Origin of the sequence: Komagataeibacter rhaeticus (genome assembly GCF_011611525.1) — a bacterium.
GTDB classification, from domain to species: domain Bacteria; phylum Pseudomonadota; class Alphaproteobacteria; order Acetobacterales; family Acetobacteraceae; genus Komagataeibacter; species Komagataeibacter rhaeticus.
Genome location: NZ_CP050139.1, coordinates 2,139,364 through 2,156,421, shown reverse-complemented (window position 1 = coordinate 2,156,421; position 17,058 = coordinate 2,139,364). Strand labels below are relative to the sequence as shown.

General features: G+C 60.7%; 15 protein-coding genes and 1 pseudogene. 10 read left to right on the top strand and 6 right to left on the bottom strand.

Annotated elements, in window-relative coordinates; all coding sequences use genetic code 11:
* Positions 1–23: 23 nt before the first annotated feature.
* Positions 24–494: an Lrp/AsnC family transcriptional regulator gene (locus GWK63_RS09795; RefSeq protein WP_007400208.1), complete on the top strand. Its 471-nt coding sequence runs from the start codon at positions 24–26 to the stop codon at positions 492–494.
* On the top strand, positions 491–1,960 hold the full coding sequence (locus GWK63_RS09790; RefSeq protein WP_007400209.1) for an ArnT family glycosyltransferase: 1,470 nt from the start codon (positions 491–493) through the stop codon (positions 1,958–1,960). Before GWK63_RS09795 ends, GWK63_RS09790 begins: the two co-directional genes overlap by 4 nt.
* Before the next feature lie 99 nt (positions 1,961–2,059).
* Here the strand turns inward: GWK63_RS09790 and GWK63_RS09785 are convergent, their stop codons facing one another.
* From GWK63_RS09785 to GWK63_RS09775, 3 genes are all read right to left on the bottom strand, one after another.
* Positions 2,060–2,410: a response regulator gene (locus GWK63_RS09785; protein ID WP_034930807.1), complete on the bottom strand. Its 351-nt coding sequence runs from the start codon at positions 2,408–2,410 to the stop codon at positions 2,060–2,062.
* Positions 2,407–2,919 carry an NUDIX hydrolase gene (locus tag GWK63_RS09780; protein WP_007400211.1) on the bottom strand — a complete coding sequence of 171 codons (513 nt, stop codon included), beginning with the start codon at positions 2,917–2,919 and terminating at the stop codon, positions 2,407–2,409. The genes GWK63_RS09785 and GWK63_RS09780 overlap by 4 nt, the downstream gene beginning before the upstream one ends.
* 95 nt (positions 2,920–3,014) lie before the next feature.
* Positions 3,015–3,407, bottom strand: a complete 393-nt coding sequence (locus GWK63_RS09775) for a hypothetical protein (protein ID WP_034930812.1) — start codon at positions 3,405–3,407, stop codon at positions 3,015–3,017.
* 165 nt (positions 3,408–3,572) lie between these two features.
* On the opposite strand from GWK63_RS09775, the gene guaA reads away from it, so the two are divergent.
* Both guaA and GWK63_RS09765 read left to right on the top strand, forming a co-directional pair.
* A complete protein-coding gene (gene guaA, locus GWK63_RS09770; protein WP_099963197.1) occupies positions 3,573–5,180 on the top strand; it encodes a glutamine-hydrolyzing GMP synthase in 1,608 nt (535 codons plus the stop codon).
* Positions 5,181–5,475: 295 nt separating this feature from the next.
* Positions 5,476–6,732: a tyrosine-type recombinase/integrase gene (locus tag GWK63_RS09765; RefSeq protein WP_025438825.1), complete on the top strand. Its 1,257-nt coding sequence runs from the start codon at positions 5,476–5,478 to the stop codon at positions 6,730–6,732.
* Here GWK63_RS09765 and GWK63_RS09760 read toward each other — a convergent pair.
* Positions 6,698–6,889 carry a helix-turn-helix transcriptional regulator gene (locus tag GWK63_RS09760; protein ID WP_456305916.1) on the bottom strand — a complete coding sequence of 64 codons (192 nt, stop codon included), beginning with the start codon at positions 6,887–6,889 and terminating at the stop codon, positions 6,698–6,700. The genes GWK63_RS09765 and GWK63_RS09760 overlap by 35 nt on opposite strands.
* An 886-nt stretch (positions 6,890–7,775) precedes the next feature.
* Between GWK63_RS09760 and GWK63_RS09755 the strand changes: the two are divergent.
* From GWK63_RS09755 to GWK63_RS09745, 3 genes and pseudogenes are all read left to right on the top strand, one after another.
* Positions 7,776–8,560, top strand: a pseudogene (locus tag GWK63_RS09755) (siderophore-interacting protein).
* A gap of 130 nt (positions 8,561–8,690) precedes the next feature.
* A complete protein-coding gene (locus GWK63_RS09750) occupies positions 8,691–10,487 on the top strand; it encodes a tannase/feruloyl esterase family alpha/beta hydrolase (protein WP_039999966.1) in 1,797 nt (598 codons plus the stop codon).
* 608 nt (positions 10,488–11,095) lie between these two features.
* Complete coding sequence (locus GWK63_RS09745) at positions 11,096–11,398, top strand: lysozyme inhibitor LprI family protein (RefSeq protein WP_223846511.1); 303 nt, start codon at positions 11,096–11,098, stop codon at positions 11,396–11,398.
* 354 nt (positions 11,399–11,752) lie between these two features.
* On the opposite strand, the gene GWK63_RS09740 is transcribed toward GWK63_RS09745, so the two are convergent.
* Together GWK63_RS09740 and atzD are read right to left on the bottom strand one after the other, a co-directional pair.
* On the bottom strand, positions 11,753–12,670 hold the full coding sequence (locus GWK63_RS09740) for a LysR family transcriptional regulator (protein ID WP_007400243.1): 918 nt from the start codon (positions 12,668–12,670) through the stop codon (positions 11,753–11,755).
* Positions 12,671–12,697: 27 nt separating this feature from the next.
* Positions 12,698–13,813: a cyanuric acid amidohydrolase gene (gene atzD, locus GWK63_RS09735; RefSeq protein WP_007400244.1), complete on the bottom strand. Its 1,116-nt coding sequence runs from the start codon at positions 13,811–13,813 to the stop codon at positions 12,698–12,700.
* A gap of 244 nt (positions 13,814–14,057) precedes the next feature.
* Here atzD and biuH point away from each other — a divergent pair, with 244 nt between their 5' ends.
* The 3 genes from biuH to atzF are packed head-to-tail and all read left to right on the top strand — an operon-like array spanning position 14,058 to position 16,994.
* A complete protein-coding gene (biuH, locus tag GWK63_RS09730; protein ID WP_223846510.1) occupies positions 14,058–14,801 on the top strand; it encodes a biuret amidohydrolase in 744 nt (247 codons plus the stop codon).
* On the top strand, positions 14,798–15,190 hold the full coding sequence (locus GWK63_RS09725) for a cupin domain-containing protein (protein ID WP_007400247.1): 393 nt from the start codon (positions 14,798–14,800) through the stop codon (positions 15,188–15,190). The genes biuH and GWK63_RS09725 overlap by 4 nt, the downstream gene beginning before the upstream one ends.
* Positions 15,141–16,994 carry an allophanate hydrolase gene (gene atzF / locus GWK63_RS09720; RefSeq protein ID WP_007400248.1) on the top strand — a complete coding sequence of 618 codons (1,854 nt, stop codon included), beginning with the start codon at positions 15,141–15,143 and terminating at the stop codon, positions 16,992–16,994. The genes GWK63_RS09725 and atzF overlap by 50 nt, the downstream gene beginning before the upstream one ends.
* Positions 16,995–17,058: the final 64 nt, after the last annotated feature.

Genomic DNA, 17,058 nt, shown 5'->3' with positions numbered 1-17,058 from the left:
CTTTATCGAGAGATGGAACACGTATGGCGGAACGGATGGCTGATCTTGATGCGATTGACCGTCGGATTGTGGCCGAGCTTCAGCTGGACGGACGCATGACGAACGTGGAGCTGGCCCGGCGCGTGGGTATTTCGGCCCCGCCCTGCCTGCGCCGCATGCGCCGGCTGGAGGAAGACCATGTGATCCGTGGCTACCACGCCGATACGGATGGGGCGCGGCTGGGCTGGTCGATCACGCTGTTTGCCCTGATCGGGCTGGACAGCCAGAAGGAGACCGTGCTCTCCGCCTTCGAGACCCAGGTCTCGGCCTGGCCGGAGGTGCGTGAATGCCACATGATCCGGGGCGGGGGCGATTTCCTGGTCCGGCTGGTGGCGCGCGACGCAACCCATGAGAACCTGCTGACCCGCCAGTTGACGGAAGCCCCGCACGTCGTGCGCGTGCAGACGCTGCAGACCATCCGCACCAGTCTCAACCGCCCCGGCGTGCCTGTGTGAGTGCCGGATACAGCCCGAGCCGGTGGCTGTATCCGCTTGGACTGCTGGCCTGTGTGCGGCTGGTTGTGGCGGGGTGGCTGCCACTCTCGCCCGATGAAGCCTATTACCGTGTCTGGGCCCTGGCCCCGGCTGCCAGCTACCTGGACCATCCGCCCATGGTGGCCGTGTGGCTCCGGCTGGGCCTGCTGCTGGCGGGTGACAGCCCGCTTGGCGCGCGGCTGGTGGGGGTGCTGGCCGGGTGTGGCCTGTCCTTTTTCATAATCCGTGCGGCGCGTGACCTTGTGCCCGATGGCGGACGGGAACGGGGCTGGCGGGCGGCCCTGTTGCTGCAGGCGACTCTGGCGCTGGCAATTCAGTCAGTTGTCATAACACCGGACATGCCGGTGCTGTTTTTCGTGGCCATGCTGCTGTGGTGCATGGGGCGCATCGTGGCGGGGGCAGGGACATGGTGGTGGGGACTGGCCGGTCTGGCTGCGGGACTGGCCTTTGACAGCAAATACACCGCCATCCTGCCCGTGGCGGGAATCGGGCTGTGGCTGGGCCTGCAGGCGCTATGGGGCCGGTGGGCATGGGTGCGCGGGCAGGCGGCCGGCGTGGCGGGCGCGCTGGGGCTGGTGGCGCTGGTCGTGGCGCCGGTGGTGTGGTGGAACGCACGGCATGACTGGGCCAGCTTTGCCCGGCAGGGTGGCCGGACAGCGGACTGGCATCCCGCGCGCGCGTTCCAGTACCTGACGGAACTGCTGGGGGGGCAGCTGGGGTTGATGACACCGGGTGTGGCCCTTTTTTTCGCGGGGGGGATGACATGCCTGCTGCGCCGCGCCCGCCGGCATGATCCGGGTGCGATGCTGCTGGCGTGCATGACCTGCGTGCCTGCCTGTGTGTTCGTGCAGCATGCGCTGGGGGACCGGGTGCAGGCCAACTGGCCACTGGTCATCTATCCCCTGCTGGCCGTGGGTACGGCGGTGCTGGGCTGGCGGTGGGGGCGCTGGGCCGTGGGCGGTGGCATGGCGATGGGGGCCATGGTGTATGCGCAGGCCCTGTTCGCGCTGCTGCCGTTATCCGCCCATACGGATGTGGCGCTGCGGCAGATGGCGGGATGGCGGGATCTGGCCGCCCGGATCAATGACGTAGCCCGACCGGGCGAATTCATTGCCGCATGTGATTACGGCACGGCGGCGGAACTGGCCAGTGTCATGCCCGGCCGGGTGGTGGTGGGCATGGAACCACGCTGGGCGCTGTTCAGCCTGCCCCATGGTGTGGCGGGGGATGGGGTGATGGTGTGCAACCCGCGCCGTGAATTCGAGCGGGCGGACTTTACCCTTGTGCAGCCCCTGGGCGTGGTGATGCGGGGCCGCCATGGCCGGGTGGCGGAACCGGTCGGCCTTTACCGGGTACACATGCGCGAAGACCTGCCTGCCGCCCGCGTGCAGTCCATCGCTCGGTTGCCGGTTCCCCCGCAATCGTAAGAAAGTTTTTGGCGAAGCTTTTTTAAAAAAGCTTCGAAGGATGACCCCCTTTTTGAAAAAAAGGGGCACCCAAAAACTTTTATTATTTGAAAACGGTTCTCAGTTCGGCACAGGCACCGCCTGGCGCACCTGTTCCAGCAGGGCTTTCATGCGGAAGGGTTTTTCCAGCAGGGGCAGGGGGGCGTAACTTGCCAGCCGGTCCGGGTCGCCGCTCATGGCAATGACCTGACTGCCCCGTGCGCGCGCCGCCTGGATGAAGGCATCGGGTTCCCCATCGGGCAGGGTCAGGTCAACCAGCGCAAGCGTGTAGGCAGTGGTTTCGATGCGGTGCATGGCATCCGCCACGCTGGGGCTGATGGTGGCGGCAATGCCCTGGGTTTCCAGCATGGTTGCCACCAGTTCGGCTATCGTGGCCTCGTCCTCGACAATCAGGGCGGAAATCTGGGTCATGACAGGATGCTTTCGGGCCGCTGTGCGGTGATGGTGTTTTCAGGCATGCGGGTCTGCTGCGCGACGGGCCACGGGGCAATCCCGCGCGGGGAAAGGGCCAGCGCCCCCAGTTCGGGCAGGCCGGGGCTGAAGGCCGCCGGACTGGCATGGACCTGGGCCATGTCAAACCAGCCCACATCGCAGGCATCATCGCCTGCCCGTATGGCGGTCCAGCCGTTATCGTGGCATTTCACCGCGACAATCAGGTAGTGGAAGCGGATCTGTCCATGCCCATCGCGGTCAATCAGGTCAAAGGCGGTCAGCGTGCCTTCGGCGTGGGTTTCAAAGCCGGTTTCCTCCCGCAGTTCGCGCGCGGCCGCGGCCAGATAGCTTTCACCATGTTCGATGCGGCCGCCAGGAAAGCCCCACAGCCCCTGATCGGGCGGATTGCGCCTGCGCACCAGCAGCATGCGTCCGTCGCGCACCACAATGGACAGGACCGCCCCGGCAAGTGTCGTTCTGTCAGACATACAGGGAATATAGAGGATCAGGCCCGCGCATCCATGCCAATGTCAGACCGGCCTGTTCCCGATTGCGTGAACGCCCTGTCCACGCGGGGGGCGGCCTAGCGTTTCAGCACGATATGGGCACGGCAGCGCGGGGTGCCGTAGGTGCCGACTATGGTCCTGCCTTCCGGGTGGGCTTCGAACACCATGGGAAAGGGCGCGCCGGAGGGCTGCTGGATCAGCGCTTCGGCATGGTAGTGGGCATAGCCCTTTTCCGGCACGCCGGTCAGCAGGATCGAGCCGTCGGCGGGGGTGAAGGTGATGTGCCTGGTCTCGATCTGGAAGGTGGAGGTGTCGCGGGTTTCATCATCACAGCTGCCCCGGTCGGCAACAAGCCGGCCGGTCCATAGTCCCAGCGGGCTTTCGGCCATGGCCGGAAACGGCAGGGCGCACAGGCAGGCAAGCAGGGCAAGGAAGGCAGGCGCTGGCAGCGCGGAATGGCGCGTCGTCATGGAACAACCCCGGGGTCCGGTTTTATGTGGGCAGGGGCACGGGGCGGCCTGCCGTGATGCCGTATATTGTGCTATCCGGGCACGAAAGACTATCCCGCCCTTGCACTCTGTTGCCAGATCATGCTGGAAGCCTAGCCTATCGATAATGCCGCGACCGAAAGACACATGATGACCGATACCGTGAAGACCGCCGCCCCCCCCCCGGCAGCCCTTGATGAAGCCCTGCACGAGGATCGGATCCTGATCCTGGATTTTGGCAGCCAGGTCACGCAGCTGATTGCCCGCCGCGTGCGCGAAAGTGGGGTGTATTGCGAAATCTGGCCGTATTCTGCCACTGCGGAAAAGATTCGGGCCTTCGCGCCGAAGGGGATCATCCTGTCCGGCAGCCCGGCCAGCGTGCTGGATGCGAATGCCCCCACCATCCCCGATGTGGTCTTTGCGCTGAATGTGCCGGTACTGGGCATCTGTTACGGCCAGCAGGCCATGTGCCGCCAGCTTGGCGGGGCGGTTGAATCGTCCGAACACCGCGAATTCGGTCGCGCGCATATCGATATCGTCAAGGACTGTGCCCTGTTCCGTGGCACATGGGCACGCGGCGGGCGCGAACAGGTCTGGATGAGCCATGGCGACCGCGTGACAAAACTGCCGCCGGGTTTCCAGGCCGTGGCCGTAAGCGAAGGCGCGCCGTACGCGATCATCGCCGATGAAGGCCGCCGGCTGTACGGCATGCAGTTCCACCCCGAAGTGGTGCATACCCCCCACGGTGCGGCCCTGCTGCGCAACTTTACCCATGATGTGGCGGGCTGCCGGGGCACATGGACCATGGCGGGCTTCCGGGATATGGAAATCGCCCGCATCCGCCAGCAGGTGGGCAAGGGGCGGGTGATCTGCGGCCTGTCGGGCGGTGTGGATTCATCGGTTGCCGCCGTGCTGATCCATCAGGCGATTGGCGACCAGCTGACCTGCATCTTTGTCGATCCCGGCATCCTGCGCGCGGGTGAGGCGGATGAGGTGATCCGTACCTTCCGTGACCGCTTCAACATCCATCTGATTCACCGTGATGCGTCCGATTTGTTCCTGAATGCGCTGGAAGGGGTGAGCGACCCCGAAATCAAGCGCAAGACCATTGGCCGCCTGTTCATTGAGGTGTTCGAGGAAGAAGCGGCCAAGCTGGGGGGGGCCGACTTCCTGGCGCAGGGCACGCTGTACCCCGATGTGATCGAGAGCGTCAGCTTTACCGGTGGCCCGTCGGTGACCATCAAGTCGCACCACAACGTGGGTGGCCTGCCGGAACGGATGAAGATGCAGCTGGTCGAGCCGCTGCGCGAACTGTTCAAGGATGAAGTGCGCGAACTGGGCCGCGAGATGGATATTCCCGAAGCCATTGTCGGGCGCCATCCGTTCCCCGGTCCGGGGCTGGCCATCCGCATTCCCGGTGCCATCACGCGTGAAAAGCTGGCCCTGCTGCGGCGCGTGGATGCCATCTTCCTGGAGGAAATCCGTTCGGCCGGGTTGTACGATGCCATCTGGCAGGCCTTTGCCGTGCTGTTGCCCGTGCGCACCGTGGGCGTGATGGGGGATGGCCGTACCTATGATTATGCCTGCGCCCTGCGCGCCGTTACCAGTACGGATGGCATGACGGCGGATATCTACCCGTTTGACATGTCATTCCTTAACCGCGTGGCAGGACGGATTGTTAATGAAGTGCGGGGAGTGAACCGTGTAACCTATGATATTACTTCCAAGCCGCCTGGCACGATTGAGTGGGAATGATTCACAAGGGGTCCTGAAGTATCCCATTCCCTCCCCGAACCCTACCTAACATATTGAAATAAAAAGTTAATGTCGTCGTCTGCTATTGCAGACTATCGATGTGCACAGGTTGGTTTTGACGGTATGCGTGACGGACCTCGTCAGGCTTGCCAGTCGGGAATTGTGTGAATACCGTCATGGGCAGATGGGCCTGTGACGGTATTTTTTTTACAATAAGTCTTTGTAAACAGATGCTTTTTCTCCGAAACAGCCCACCAAAATCCCTTGACGGTATTTTCGGGTCGGAGGCGGTGCAATGCTTACGGATGCTGCAATTAGATCGTTGAAACCAAAAGGAAAAAAATACAAGGTCGCGGACCGCGACGGGATGTATGTCCTCGTCACGGAAAAAGGCGTGGTGTCCTTTCGAATGGACTACCGTCTGAATGGACGGCGCGAGACCGTGTGTTTGGGGAAATACGGTCCAGGGGGACTATCGCTCGCGCGTGCACGGGAGAAGTGTATTGATGCGAGACGCGCTCTTGCGGAAGGAATTTCTCCGGCGATCGAGAAGCAGCGCAACAAGCGGCGCCTCAAGGAGGCCAGAAGCTTTGGCAAGCTGGGAGAGAAATGGCTGCAGGCTGCAGCAATGGCCGATAGCACCCGGGCCATGCGTCGCGCAATTTTCGAACGGGAACTGCTTCCTGTCTGGAGCAATCGTCTTCTGACCGAGATCACGCCAAATGATCTCAGGACGCATTGTGCAGCGATAGTCGATCGCGGTGCGCCGGCGACGGCGATACACGTTCGGGATATTGTAAAGCAGATCTACAACTTTGGTATTTTGCACGGAGAGAAGGTTGCCAATCCTGCCGACGAGGTCGGACCATCATCGATCGCGACCTTCGTTCCCAAGGACCGTGCACTTTCTCCCGCTGAAATTCGGGTGTTGTTCCGGGTGATAGAAAACGTACCGACGTTGCCGACCATCCGCCTGGGAATGCGGTTCTTTTTACTGTCCATGGTCAGGAAAAGCGAATTGCAGGACGCTGTCTGGGATGAAGTTGATTTCGAGAATGCTGTCTGGACAATTCCTAAAGAACGCATGAAGCGTTCAAAGGCACATAATGTGTATCTTTCTCATCAGATGTTGGACATATTGATCGCATTGAAAACGTGTGCAGGAAATTCGCGTTACCTACTACCGTCTCGCTATGATGCAGACGCGCCGATGTCCCGCGCGACATTCAATCGCGTGACCTATTCGGTCGTCGATCAGGCCAAAAAGGATGGGCTGTCGTTGGAAGCTTTTACGGTCCACGACCTGCGTCGCACCGGATCAACGCTTCTGAATGAATTGGGCTTCAATAGCGACTGGATTGAGAAATGTCTTGCTCATGAAGACGGGCGTTCCTCGCGGGGCGTCTATAATAAAGCAGAATACGAGCTACAACGGCGTCATATGATGCAGGAGTGGTCGAACACTGTGGATGCCTGGATCGCAGGTAAGAAATACGTGCCCAACCTGGTGTCACCATCTATGCCGTTGTTCGAGCCGGATCCTGCCCTTTGATCGGGCGCGTTCGCCTCTGCCTTACGTCGGGACCTCTTGCCGGCATACTTGGTTTTGAACGCCGTTCTTCCAACCATGCTTCCACTTCGGCCAGGTCCCACACGACACAGCGTGGCGAAAGACAGAAGCGGCGCGGGAATGCACCGCGTTGTTCCATTTCGTAAATTGTGCTGTCGGCCAGTGGCACCATTTCACGCAGTTGGCGCCGACGGATTGATTTCCGGGGAGACAATATGGCTCTGGCGTGCATTGATCTAACCTTTCCTATTGGCGCTAATAATAAGAGCCAATAGGTATCATTGTGCGGAAGTGTATTTTCTATCGTAGGAACAAACGGGATAGAAACGGATAAAAATAGGATAGGGGCAGCAGTTTATACAGGATCTGGATGCCTGTACAGCATAAGGTCAGTCTGTGAAGAGACAGTTCTCAATGCGTATGCCCTGTTGCATGATTGGCGGATCGTCAGAATACGCCTTGGTTCAAGACGTGGACCTTGGCGACTTATGTTCCCGAAAGCAGACGTCAGATCGTAACCTGTCTGCGTAACAGGGCAGAGATCCATGCGCTTGTGCAGGATGATCATGTCGCTGGAACCTATCGTTGGCGTCCTGCACTGGCGGCGGGACGGATCGACATGATCGACCATGGCCTCCAGTCCGTGTCCTGAAACCGTCGCCGGAGAACATGTGGAAGTGCGCAATATTGCCCTGACTTCCATGGAGATGAACGTCCATCGCGTCTAGCCATTGCTCGCATGGTTGGTCCATGCGTAACGCGACGTGGGCGTGTGGTGGCTGCCCGACCCAAGGATGCTGCGACCATGCACCCGGTACGTAACGCGGCAGGAGGATATTGAAAACCCGTTGACAGACTCTGCTTTCGAAGGCTTTGATTAAAACAGCTAGTCCGGTCTTTGCGGACCGTACTTTCGTATGCGTTAACGTGAAACAACGCACAGAAACTGACAGCAGCATGCTGGCAGCCTGTGCGTCTGTGTATCCACAGTCACCGGTCTGTCGGCATGACAGGGATACACAATGATGAAGCTTTTCCAGTCCTTTTCAAATCGTGATGATGCCCCAGAGATTCGCCGTGTGCGGCATAATCTGGTCAGGCGTCGCCTTGAAGTCCGCGCTGTTGAGCGCCTGACCCCGCACATGATCCGTATCACGCTGGGTGGCCCCGAACTGGCCGGGTTCACCAGCCCATCCCCGGATGATCATATCAAGATATTCGTGCCCGGCCCGGATGACGCACCAACCCGTCGCGATTACACGCCGCGCCGTTACGACCCACAGAACGGTACGCTGCTTCTGGATTTCGTCAATCACCATGGTGGCCCGGCGGCGGCCTGGGCGCGGGCCGCCAAACTGGGTGACCGACTGGAGATCGGTGGTCCACGCGGGTCGCAGATCATTTCCGGCCCGATTGATCACTGGCTTCTGATCGGTGACGAAACGGCGTTGCCTGGATCGGACGACGGGTTGAGGCGCTTCCTGCCCGGACGTCCGTTACGAGCGTGGTTGCCGTGCCGGGGGCGGAAGACGAGCAGATCTTTACCACGGCCGCACACCATGCTGCCCATTGGGTCCATCGCTCCATGGAGCAAGCGGATGACGCTGCCGGCATTCTTGCTGTCCTGAAAAATCTGGAAATTCCGGACCGTACTTTTGTCTGGGTCGGTGCCGAGGCCCGCGTGGCGAAAGCCGTGCGCCAGTATCTTCTCGATGAACGCAGGATTCCGGCACAGTGGGTCAAGGCATCCGGCTACTGGGTGAAGGGCCAGGCCGATGCGTCGGTCAAGGATTTCGGGGACGCGCGCTGAACGATAAGGGGCATGGGTGTCAGGACCATGATGCGGCGCCTCCCTTACAAATTTATACATTCATTCAGCGAGACATGACCTACGTTTGGTTCATGAACCGAAGAAGGCCGAACAGGACATTTTGCCTGATATGAAAAACATACTTCTGACCCTGACCGTTCTCCTTGCGGTCATGGGGGCAGGGGCAGGATTGCTGCCTGCCACTCCTGCACAAGCAGCGGATATGGCTTCGCTGCCGGTGGTCGCTCCCGCCATATCGTGCGATGTGCTGGGCCATATCGATCTTGCGCCCGCCGTCGGCGCTGCAGTCCATGGCCAGAAGGCTGCCGTGCTTCAGACGCCGAAGGGGAAATTCTGCAAGGTCACGGGACAGGTCGCGCCTGCGATTTCCTTTGAGGTCGATCTGCCCATGGAGCACTGGACCCAGCGCTTCCTGCTGGGTGGGTGTGGTGGCCTGTGCGGCATGACGCGTGTGGGCATCAGTAATGCCGGGGCCTGCGCGCCCGCCCTGAATGGCGAATTCGTCATGGCGGGTGATGACATGGGCCATACCGGCTCCATGATGGGACTGGCGCAGGGCGAGTTTGGTAAAGACCCACAAAAGCGCATTGACTTCGCCTATCGCGCGAACCATGTCACCACGCTGGCGGCCAAGGCCCTGACGGCGGCTTTCTACGGACAGGCTCCGAAATATTCCTATTTTGTCGGCTGTTCCGATGGTGGGCGCGAAGCATTGATGGAAGCCCAGCGTTTCCCCGATGATTTTGACGGCATTTCTGCCGGTGCCCCGGCCGCCCTGTTTACCGTGCAGAACTCTTTCTACCATGCGTGGAACGTGCGCGGGAACCAGCGTGCCGATGGCACCAGCATCCTGCTGCAAGGCCGCATGGGCGTGCTGCATGATGCCGTCATCCGCCATTGCGATACGCTTTCGGGCGTAAAGGACGGTATTCTCGAAGATCCCCGCACCTGCCATTTCGATCCTGCATGGGTGCGGTGTCCGGCTGGCCAGAGCGACACTTCGCACTGCCTGACGGCAGAGGAAACGCAGGCGGCTGTGCGTCTCTATACCGGGGCAACCGATGCATCCGGTCATCCCTACATCATCGGCGGCCCCCTGCCGGGATCGGAACTGCAATGGGCGCTGCCCGCGACCGCGCACGGAGAGTCCATGAGCAATGGCATTGCTGCTTCGGCCATTGCCTATGTCATTCCGGTTCAGGTGGATGAAAAGGCGGCTGACCTGACCCGCTTCCGCTTTAACGATGCGTCCTTCGCTTACATGAGCGAGCTGGCCCCGCTGTATAATGCCGAGAACACGGACCTTCATGCGTTTCACAAACGTGGTGGCCGTCTGATCCTGTGGCATGGCCTGGCGGACCAGTCGATCTCGCCCCTGAATACCATCGCCTATTATCAGGGCGTGCAGCGGGAAATGGGTGCGGAGCAGACTGACCAGTTCATGCGCTTCTATCTGCTGCCCGGTGTGGGCCATTGCGGCAATGGCGAGGGCTTTCCGCAGGTCGATTTCCTCTCGCCGCTGATGGGCTGGACTGAAACCGACACCGTGCCCGCCGTCATCCGTACCGAGCGGACAGCGCAGGGCAGGGAACCGATGGGACCACCGCCCGGCAGCCATGACAGGCGCCCGGCGGACGGGCAGATCCACATGGCCCCCATGCCCAGCCAGCCTTATGCGCAGCCGAATGCCACGGCGACGGCCAGCCGTCCGGTCTATCCCTATCCGTATATTGCCCGGTATACCGGGGCAGGGGACGTGAATGATGCCCGGAATTATCGCCCTGTGAAATCGTCTGTGTCCCTGCCGATGACATTTACAAGTCACGCCACGCCGCTTATCGGCCCGGATAACCAGAAGCAGTATGGCGTCCGGGACGACAGGCTTGTGGCGGAAAGCGCGAAGTAACAGGCATTGCGCCGCCCGGCATCAGATGTCGGGCGGACGACCGGGCTGTTCAGACTTCACGGTTATATGGGTTCCGGCGCACTACCCTCGCCCGGTAGGATGATGGAGCAGGGGGCAGCGATCACGCCCTCCACCGGCCCAGGTAGATGTCTACCCGTATGTCGACGGCATGAATTGCGGCCTGTCCGCTGTGTCTTAACTGGACAGGCCGCAATCGCCCTCATTGCAGACATTCTGCCACATTGCTGCATTGCCCGAAGCAGATATCAGGGAGCATGGCGCGCTCAGAGCGCGCATACGTAATGATGCTTGATGCCTACACAGGAACAAATTAGAAACATTTGAAGCTACGATAACATTCGGGAAAGACAAACAGCATGCGGTCATTACAATCTGCTTCTGGCCGTTTGCCTTCTTTGTCTGTTGATTTTCACTGAGAACTGACCCGGGTAGGGCGGAAATTTTCATCGAGATTTCATATCCGCAGAGTTCTGCGAAAAATCAATCAAACCGCTTTCTGATTCAGGCTCTGAGACCAAGTCCATAGTCCCGACAGAAGAGGAATTATATGAAGAATGTAGTGAATTTTCGATGGCAGGAATACATGAATGCCTACAAAAAAACGTGATGAAAGTCAAAAAGCGTTAACACAAGTTGAATACCATGTGAATACCATGCTGTCTCGATGGGATGTGGAAGACCAATATATTGCTCAGGCAAAAAGTCATTTTGCAATAGATAAGCAGGAATTTATTAATTATCGTGAGGCGCACTGTCTCTTTGTAAAATCTTTGGGTGCTAGTGGAATTGGTAATGCATTGGAAATAAGAGAATATGCGTGTATTGCCGAATTGAATTATAGGAGAATTGCACAATTGCGGGAAGCTGTTTCTCAGTTCCAGCTTAAATAACCCGCCTCTTTGGTGAAAATAAGATCCTCTTTCATGTTTTCTGCTACTGCTGAGAGAAAGGCGAAAATCGCCAGACGGAGTAAGGAAACTGGTTTGTCATTTAAGATTATGCTGTGACGGTGAGTATGCGAAGTGGTGACAGTATCTAACATAGGAATCGAGCCTCAAATAGCTTACTCACTATCCCGATAGTCCCTGAAATCTCAAAATTTTTTCCCTTTAATTTCTGTTGTAAAATCAAAAGTGTAGCATTTTGCGGGATTGTTAACGGTTCCGTCCGACAAGGGAGATCACCAGTAAAGCGAGATATCGGGGGGACACGTTCTGCCGGGAAGGGCATGCCACCAGAACATCTCATACGGATGGTTCCTGCCGGGCAAACAGGTATGTGCGCAGGAATGTGCAGAATACGTCACTGATCACGGGAAGGCTGCGGCCTTTCCTGATTCCCAGCACCATCTGGCGTGTACTGTCACGGAATTCAGCCAGTGGAATGGCAACGAGTTCAGTGGAAAGCGGATGGCGTTTTTCATGGAATCCGATCTGGAAATACAGGCCGCTGTTGTTACGGGCAAAGCCTGCCATGACTTCATTCGAATTCGTCTGTAGCCCCACATTCAGCTCCGTGCCGGATGCAGCCAGGTAATGATCCAGCATCTGCCGCCCCCCCCACGTACTGTCGCCCAGCGCCACGCGATAGGCCGCGCAGTCCGGCAGGCGCAGGACCGTCCGTGATGCAAGGGGGTGATCGCGGTGCATGACCGCACATAGCTGCTGCCGTGTCCGGGCCAGTATGGTGAAGGCGGGGTCAGGGGGGGGATTGAAGGCGATGCCGCAATCCGTTTCGTCTTCCACCACGCTCCGCACCACATCGTCCGACCCGGCGATCGTGATATCGAAGGTCACGTCGGGATGGCTCTGCTGGAAATCGGCAATAAGCCGGGGCAGTTCCTCCGCCGCGATGGCGGAAATGGAGGACAGTCGGATCACACCCCGGCGCAGCCCCTTCAGGTCCTCGATGCGTGACAGCACGGCATTGTGTTCGGACAGGGCATGGCGGGCAAAATGCAGGTAGGCTTCACCCGCCGCAGTCAGCCTGACCCCGCGCGGCGTCCGTTCAAAAAGGGAGGTCCCCAGTTCGTGTTCCAGATCCAGGATGCGGCGGGTCAGGGCGGAAGAAACGATATGCAGTTTTTCCGCCGCCGCCCGGATGGAACCCGCACGGGCCACGGCATCCACGTATCTGAGCATGCGTGTAAAATCTAAGGCCATGGACCAGGCACCCCGGTTGCAGGTCTGTCAGTCCCCACGTCGCACGATAATGCTGAGCGGGCCACCCCCATCCGGTCCCTGATGTTCGGCCCCACCCGATACGAACAGCGCCGTCCGCCCCAGCGCGCCCGCCATCACACCCCCCACCAGCGCGCGGGCATGCCGTGATGAGGCGATATCGCTGTCATCCAGCATCGTATGCCGGGCGTTGCGGATCTGGCCGGAACGGGATGCTTCCGCCTTGGTCAGGAGTGTCACGACCCGCCGTGCCGGCTCCGGCGGCAGGGGACAGGTGGCGTGAATATCCACCTTCGCCAGCGCGCGGAGCAGTGCCGCCGCATCGATCGCATCGGCCATGACATCATGCGACGCCAGCAGGTCGCCACTCCAGTGCGGGCTGTTGCCCATGACAACCACCTGGTTTTCCATAAGCTCGACCCCGGCAGATGTGCTGGCGCGGCTGGAATACAGTCCGTAATCGCGGCAGACCACGCCATCATGCACGGTGTCTTCCCCTATTTCACCCAGCGCAACCGCCACGCCCAGCGCCGAAGCCCCGCGTGAATATCCCATCGAGTCCAGCGTGCTTGTGGTTGCGACGGTATGGCCATCACCAACCGCGCGGGCGATGCGTGACTTGGTCAGCAGCGGGCATTTGACCTGAACGTAATGCACATCATCCACATGGTCGATACCGGCATGGGCCATGGCTTCGCGCACGGCATGCGCGGTTTCGTTCACCTGTGGCATGCGCCCGATTTCATGCGGGGCGAAGGGGCGGGTCGTGGCCGTCCCGATGGCCAGGGCCTTCCTGTCCGGCCGGGGGGGCGTGCGGTCGGGATGTATTTCAAAGACGATCCAGTGTGGCGACAGCCCCCCTTCGGTTCCGCCGGACATGACGAATGCGGTCCTGCGTTCGATATCGCCCGCGTCCTGCCCGGTCAGGCCACCCAGAAATGCCTTGAACGTGTCGGTGGCGTAACCACGGGTAAAATCATTTACGCACCCGTTGCCTTCGGTCTTGCCCAGGATGGCTACAATATGGGCGGCGGAGACGCGGCCGTTTTCGATAGCGGCGCGCAGGCCCGAAATATCATTGGGCGCGCTGGCGGGAATACAGGTGACGCGGGCTTCCATTTTCATTTCCCTTGCATTTCCCCAGAGCATGAAACAGCGGCCTGTGTAGCGGCAAGCGGTGTTTCCAGCGCACGGTGGTGCCGTTTGGGCAGCGATGGCGGCCCCGACGCCCTGCGTATGGCGCCGGGCATGATGCCCATATGGCACCACGCCGCGCTGGAAAGAGCACTTGTGCCGGCCAGTAAACCTGCCGATCCTTCTGCTGACGTCATGGTCGCTCCGGACCTGGCAGGGCAAGGGAACCCCGTTCATGCCGCCTGCAATCTCTCCCGCTTCCATGGGGCCAGCGGACGTAACAGTGCGCGCCAACCCCTATGACTGGCCGTTTGACGGACGCTTGGGCGTGCATGACACGGCGCTGCTCGTCATCGACATGCAGACGGATTTCTGCGGGCCGGGGGGCTATGTTGACACGATGGGATATGACATCAGCCTGACCCGCGCGCCGATCGCGCCCATCGGCAGGGTCATGGACGCCATGCGGCAGGCCGGGTTCATGATCATCCACACGCGGGAGGGACATCGCCCGGACCTGTCCGACCTGCCGCGCAACAAGCTGTGGCGCTCGCGTCGGACTGGCGCGGGTATTGGCGATGCCGGGCCCGCCGGCAGGATACTGGTGCGGGGCGAACCGGGGTGGGAGATCATTCCCGAACTGGCCCCGCGACCGGGCGAAGTCATTATCGACAAGCCGGGAAAAGGGGCCTTCTACGCCACTGACCTTGATCTCGTGCTGCGGGGGCAGGGTATCCGCAACCTGATCCTGACCGGCATCACCACGGATGTATGCGTTCATACCACCATGCGGGAGGCGAATGACCGGGGTCTGGAATGCCTGATCCTGTCAGACTGCTGTGGTGCGACCGACCGGGGCAACCATGAAGCCGCACTTAAAATGGTCACCATGCAGGGCGGTGTATTCGGGGCGGTGGCATCCAGCGATGACCTGCTGGCCGCCCTTGAAAGCAGCCGGTCATCGGGGAGAAAAGCATGACCACGTCCCCTGCCGTGTTTTCCGGCCTGCTTGGTGGTGACCTGTCCGGGCTGGTTTTCACCCCCTTCCGCCCCGGCGTTGACATATGCCGCCTTGCGGACAATGCGGCCGGCGAGACCACGCTGGCCCTGTTGCGCTATGGAGCCGGGGCATCGGTTCCGCGCCACATGCACCCTGATACGGAGACGATTATCGTGCTGACCGGCGCGCAGAGCGACGAACGCGGCACCTACAGGGCGGGCGATGTTGTGGTGAACGCCCCCGGGTCCGCTCACCGTGTGTGGTCGGATAATGGCTGCCTGGTGCTTATTTCGTGGGGGAAGCCCGTAAGGATACTGGATGACGCACCCCACGGCGACGGATGCACGGGAGCAGCCGGCAATGGATGACACGTTCGGGATTCTGGATCTTGGCACGCTAAGACGCGCATACGATAGCGGTGTCACGCCCGCGCAGGTCATTGCGGTGGTGGAGCAGCGCATCGAGGCCGCGGGCGACCGGGCGATCTTTATTTCACGCGCCAGCCACGAGCAGCTGGCGGCCGCCATATCCGACCTGCTGGCGCGGGCGCCACGGGCGAATTCGCTACCGCTGTGGGGCGTGCCCTTCGCCATAAAGGACAATATCGATGCGGCCGGGTTCGCCACGACGGCGGCCTGTCCGGAATTCGCCTACCGGCCCGACGCCAGTGCAACGGTGGTCGCGCGCCTGGTCGCCGCCGGTGCCATACTGGTTGGCAAGACCAATCTGGATCAGTTCGCGACCGGCCTGAATGGTACCCGGTCGCCCTATGGCGCGCCACGATGTGTTTTTGATGAACGCTATATCTCGGGTGGGTCCTCTTCCGGGTCGGCCGTGGGGGTTGCGGCCGGACTGGTATCCTTCGCGCTGGGAACGGATACGGCGGGTTCCGGCCGGGTGCCCGCGGCGCTGAACAATATCGTCGGGATCAAGCCTTCGCCCGGCCGGGTGTCCAATACGGGTGTCGTACCGGCCTGCCGGACGCTGGATGTGGTGACCATATTCGCCCCGGGCGTAAGCGATGGCATTGAAATCAGGGCCGTGATGGAAGGGCGCGACCCAACCGACCCTTATTCCCGCGAACCGGGCGAAGTGGCCCTGCCGGACCGGCTTCGGCTGGGCATTCCGGCGGGCGATGAGCTGGCCTTTTTCGGGAATGAGGCGTTTCGCGGCCTGTTTGTCCGGGCGGTTGAACGCGCACGCATGCTGGGCGCGGAAATCGTGGAAATTGATTACCGCCCGTATCGCGAAGCCGCGGCGCTGCTCTATAACGGTCCATGGGTCGCGGAACGGCTGGTTGCAACGCGGGATATCCTGGCGGCCCGGCCCGATGCGGTGAACGGGGTGGTGCGTGATATCCTGCACAACGCCACCCGGCTTACGGCCGTGGATGTCTTTCAGGGGGAATACCGGCTCAAGGCCCTGCTGGCGGAAGCCGATCGCGAATGGGCCAGGGTCGATGCGCTGCTGCTGCCCACCACGCCATCCACCTATACGGTGGCGGATATGATGGACAACCCGATCGAACTTAACAGCCATCTGGGGTATTACACGAACTTCGCCAACTTCATGCGGTGCGCGGCGATTGCGGTTCCGGCGGGACGCACGGCCGCGGGCCTGTCATTTGGAATACAGATTGTCGGCCCCTGCGATAGCGATGCCGCCATCGCGCCATTCGCGGCGGCCATGCACCAGGCGGCGCGGTGCGGGGCCGGAACCGATGGTGCATACCACCCCGCATCAGTGCCCCTGCCCCTGGCCGGGGAAAGGCTGCGGATTGCCGTCGTGGGCGCGCATCTGCGGGGCATGCCCCTGAATGGGGAACTGACCGGGCGTGGTGGCCTTTTCATCCGCACGACCACGACCGCCCCCGGTTACAGGCTTTATGAACTGGCGGGCACGGTCCCCGCCAAACCCGGTCTGGTGCGCGATGACAATCATGACGGGGATGGCGTGGAGGTGGAAATCTGGTCCCTGTCCCCCGTGCAGTTCGCGGGGTTTGTCGCCAGTATTCCCCAGCCGCTGGGTATTGGCCGGATCAGCCTGGCGGACGGGAGCGAGGTATCCGGCTTCATATGCGAGCCTGCAGGACTGATCGGGGCGACAGACATAACCGTCTTTGGCGGGTGGAGACAATTCCGTCAGCAGGCAGAGGGAACCGGCCCGTCCTGATGGTCCGGATTATTCTCATCGCGTTGTGACAGGATCATGCCGCGGTGATCCCGGCGGCCGTCAG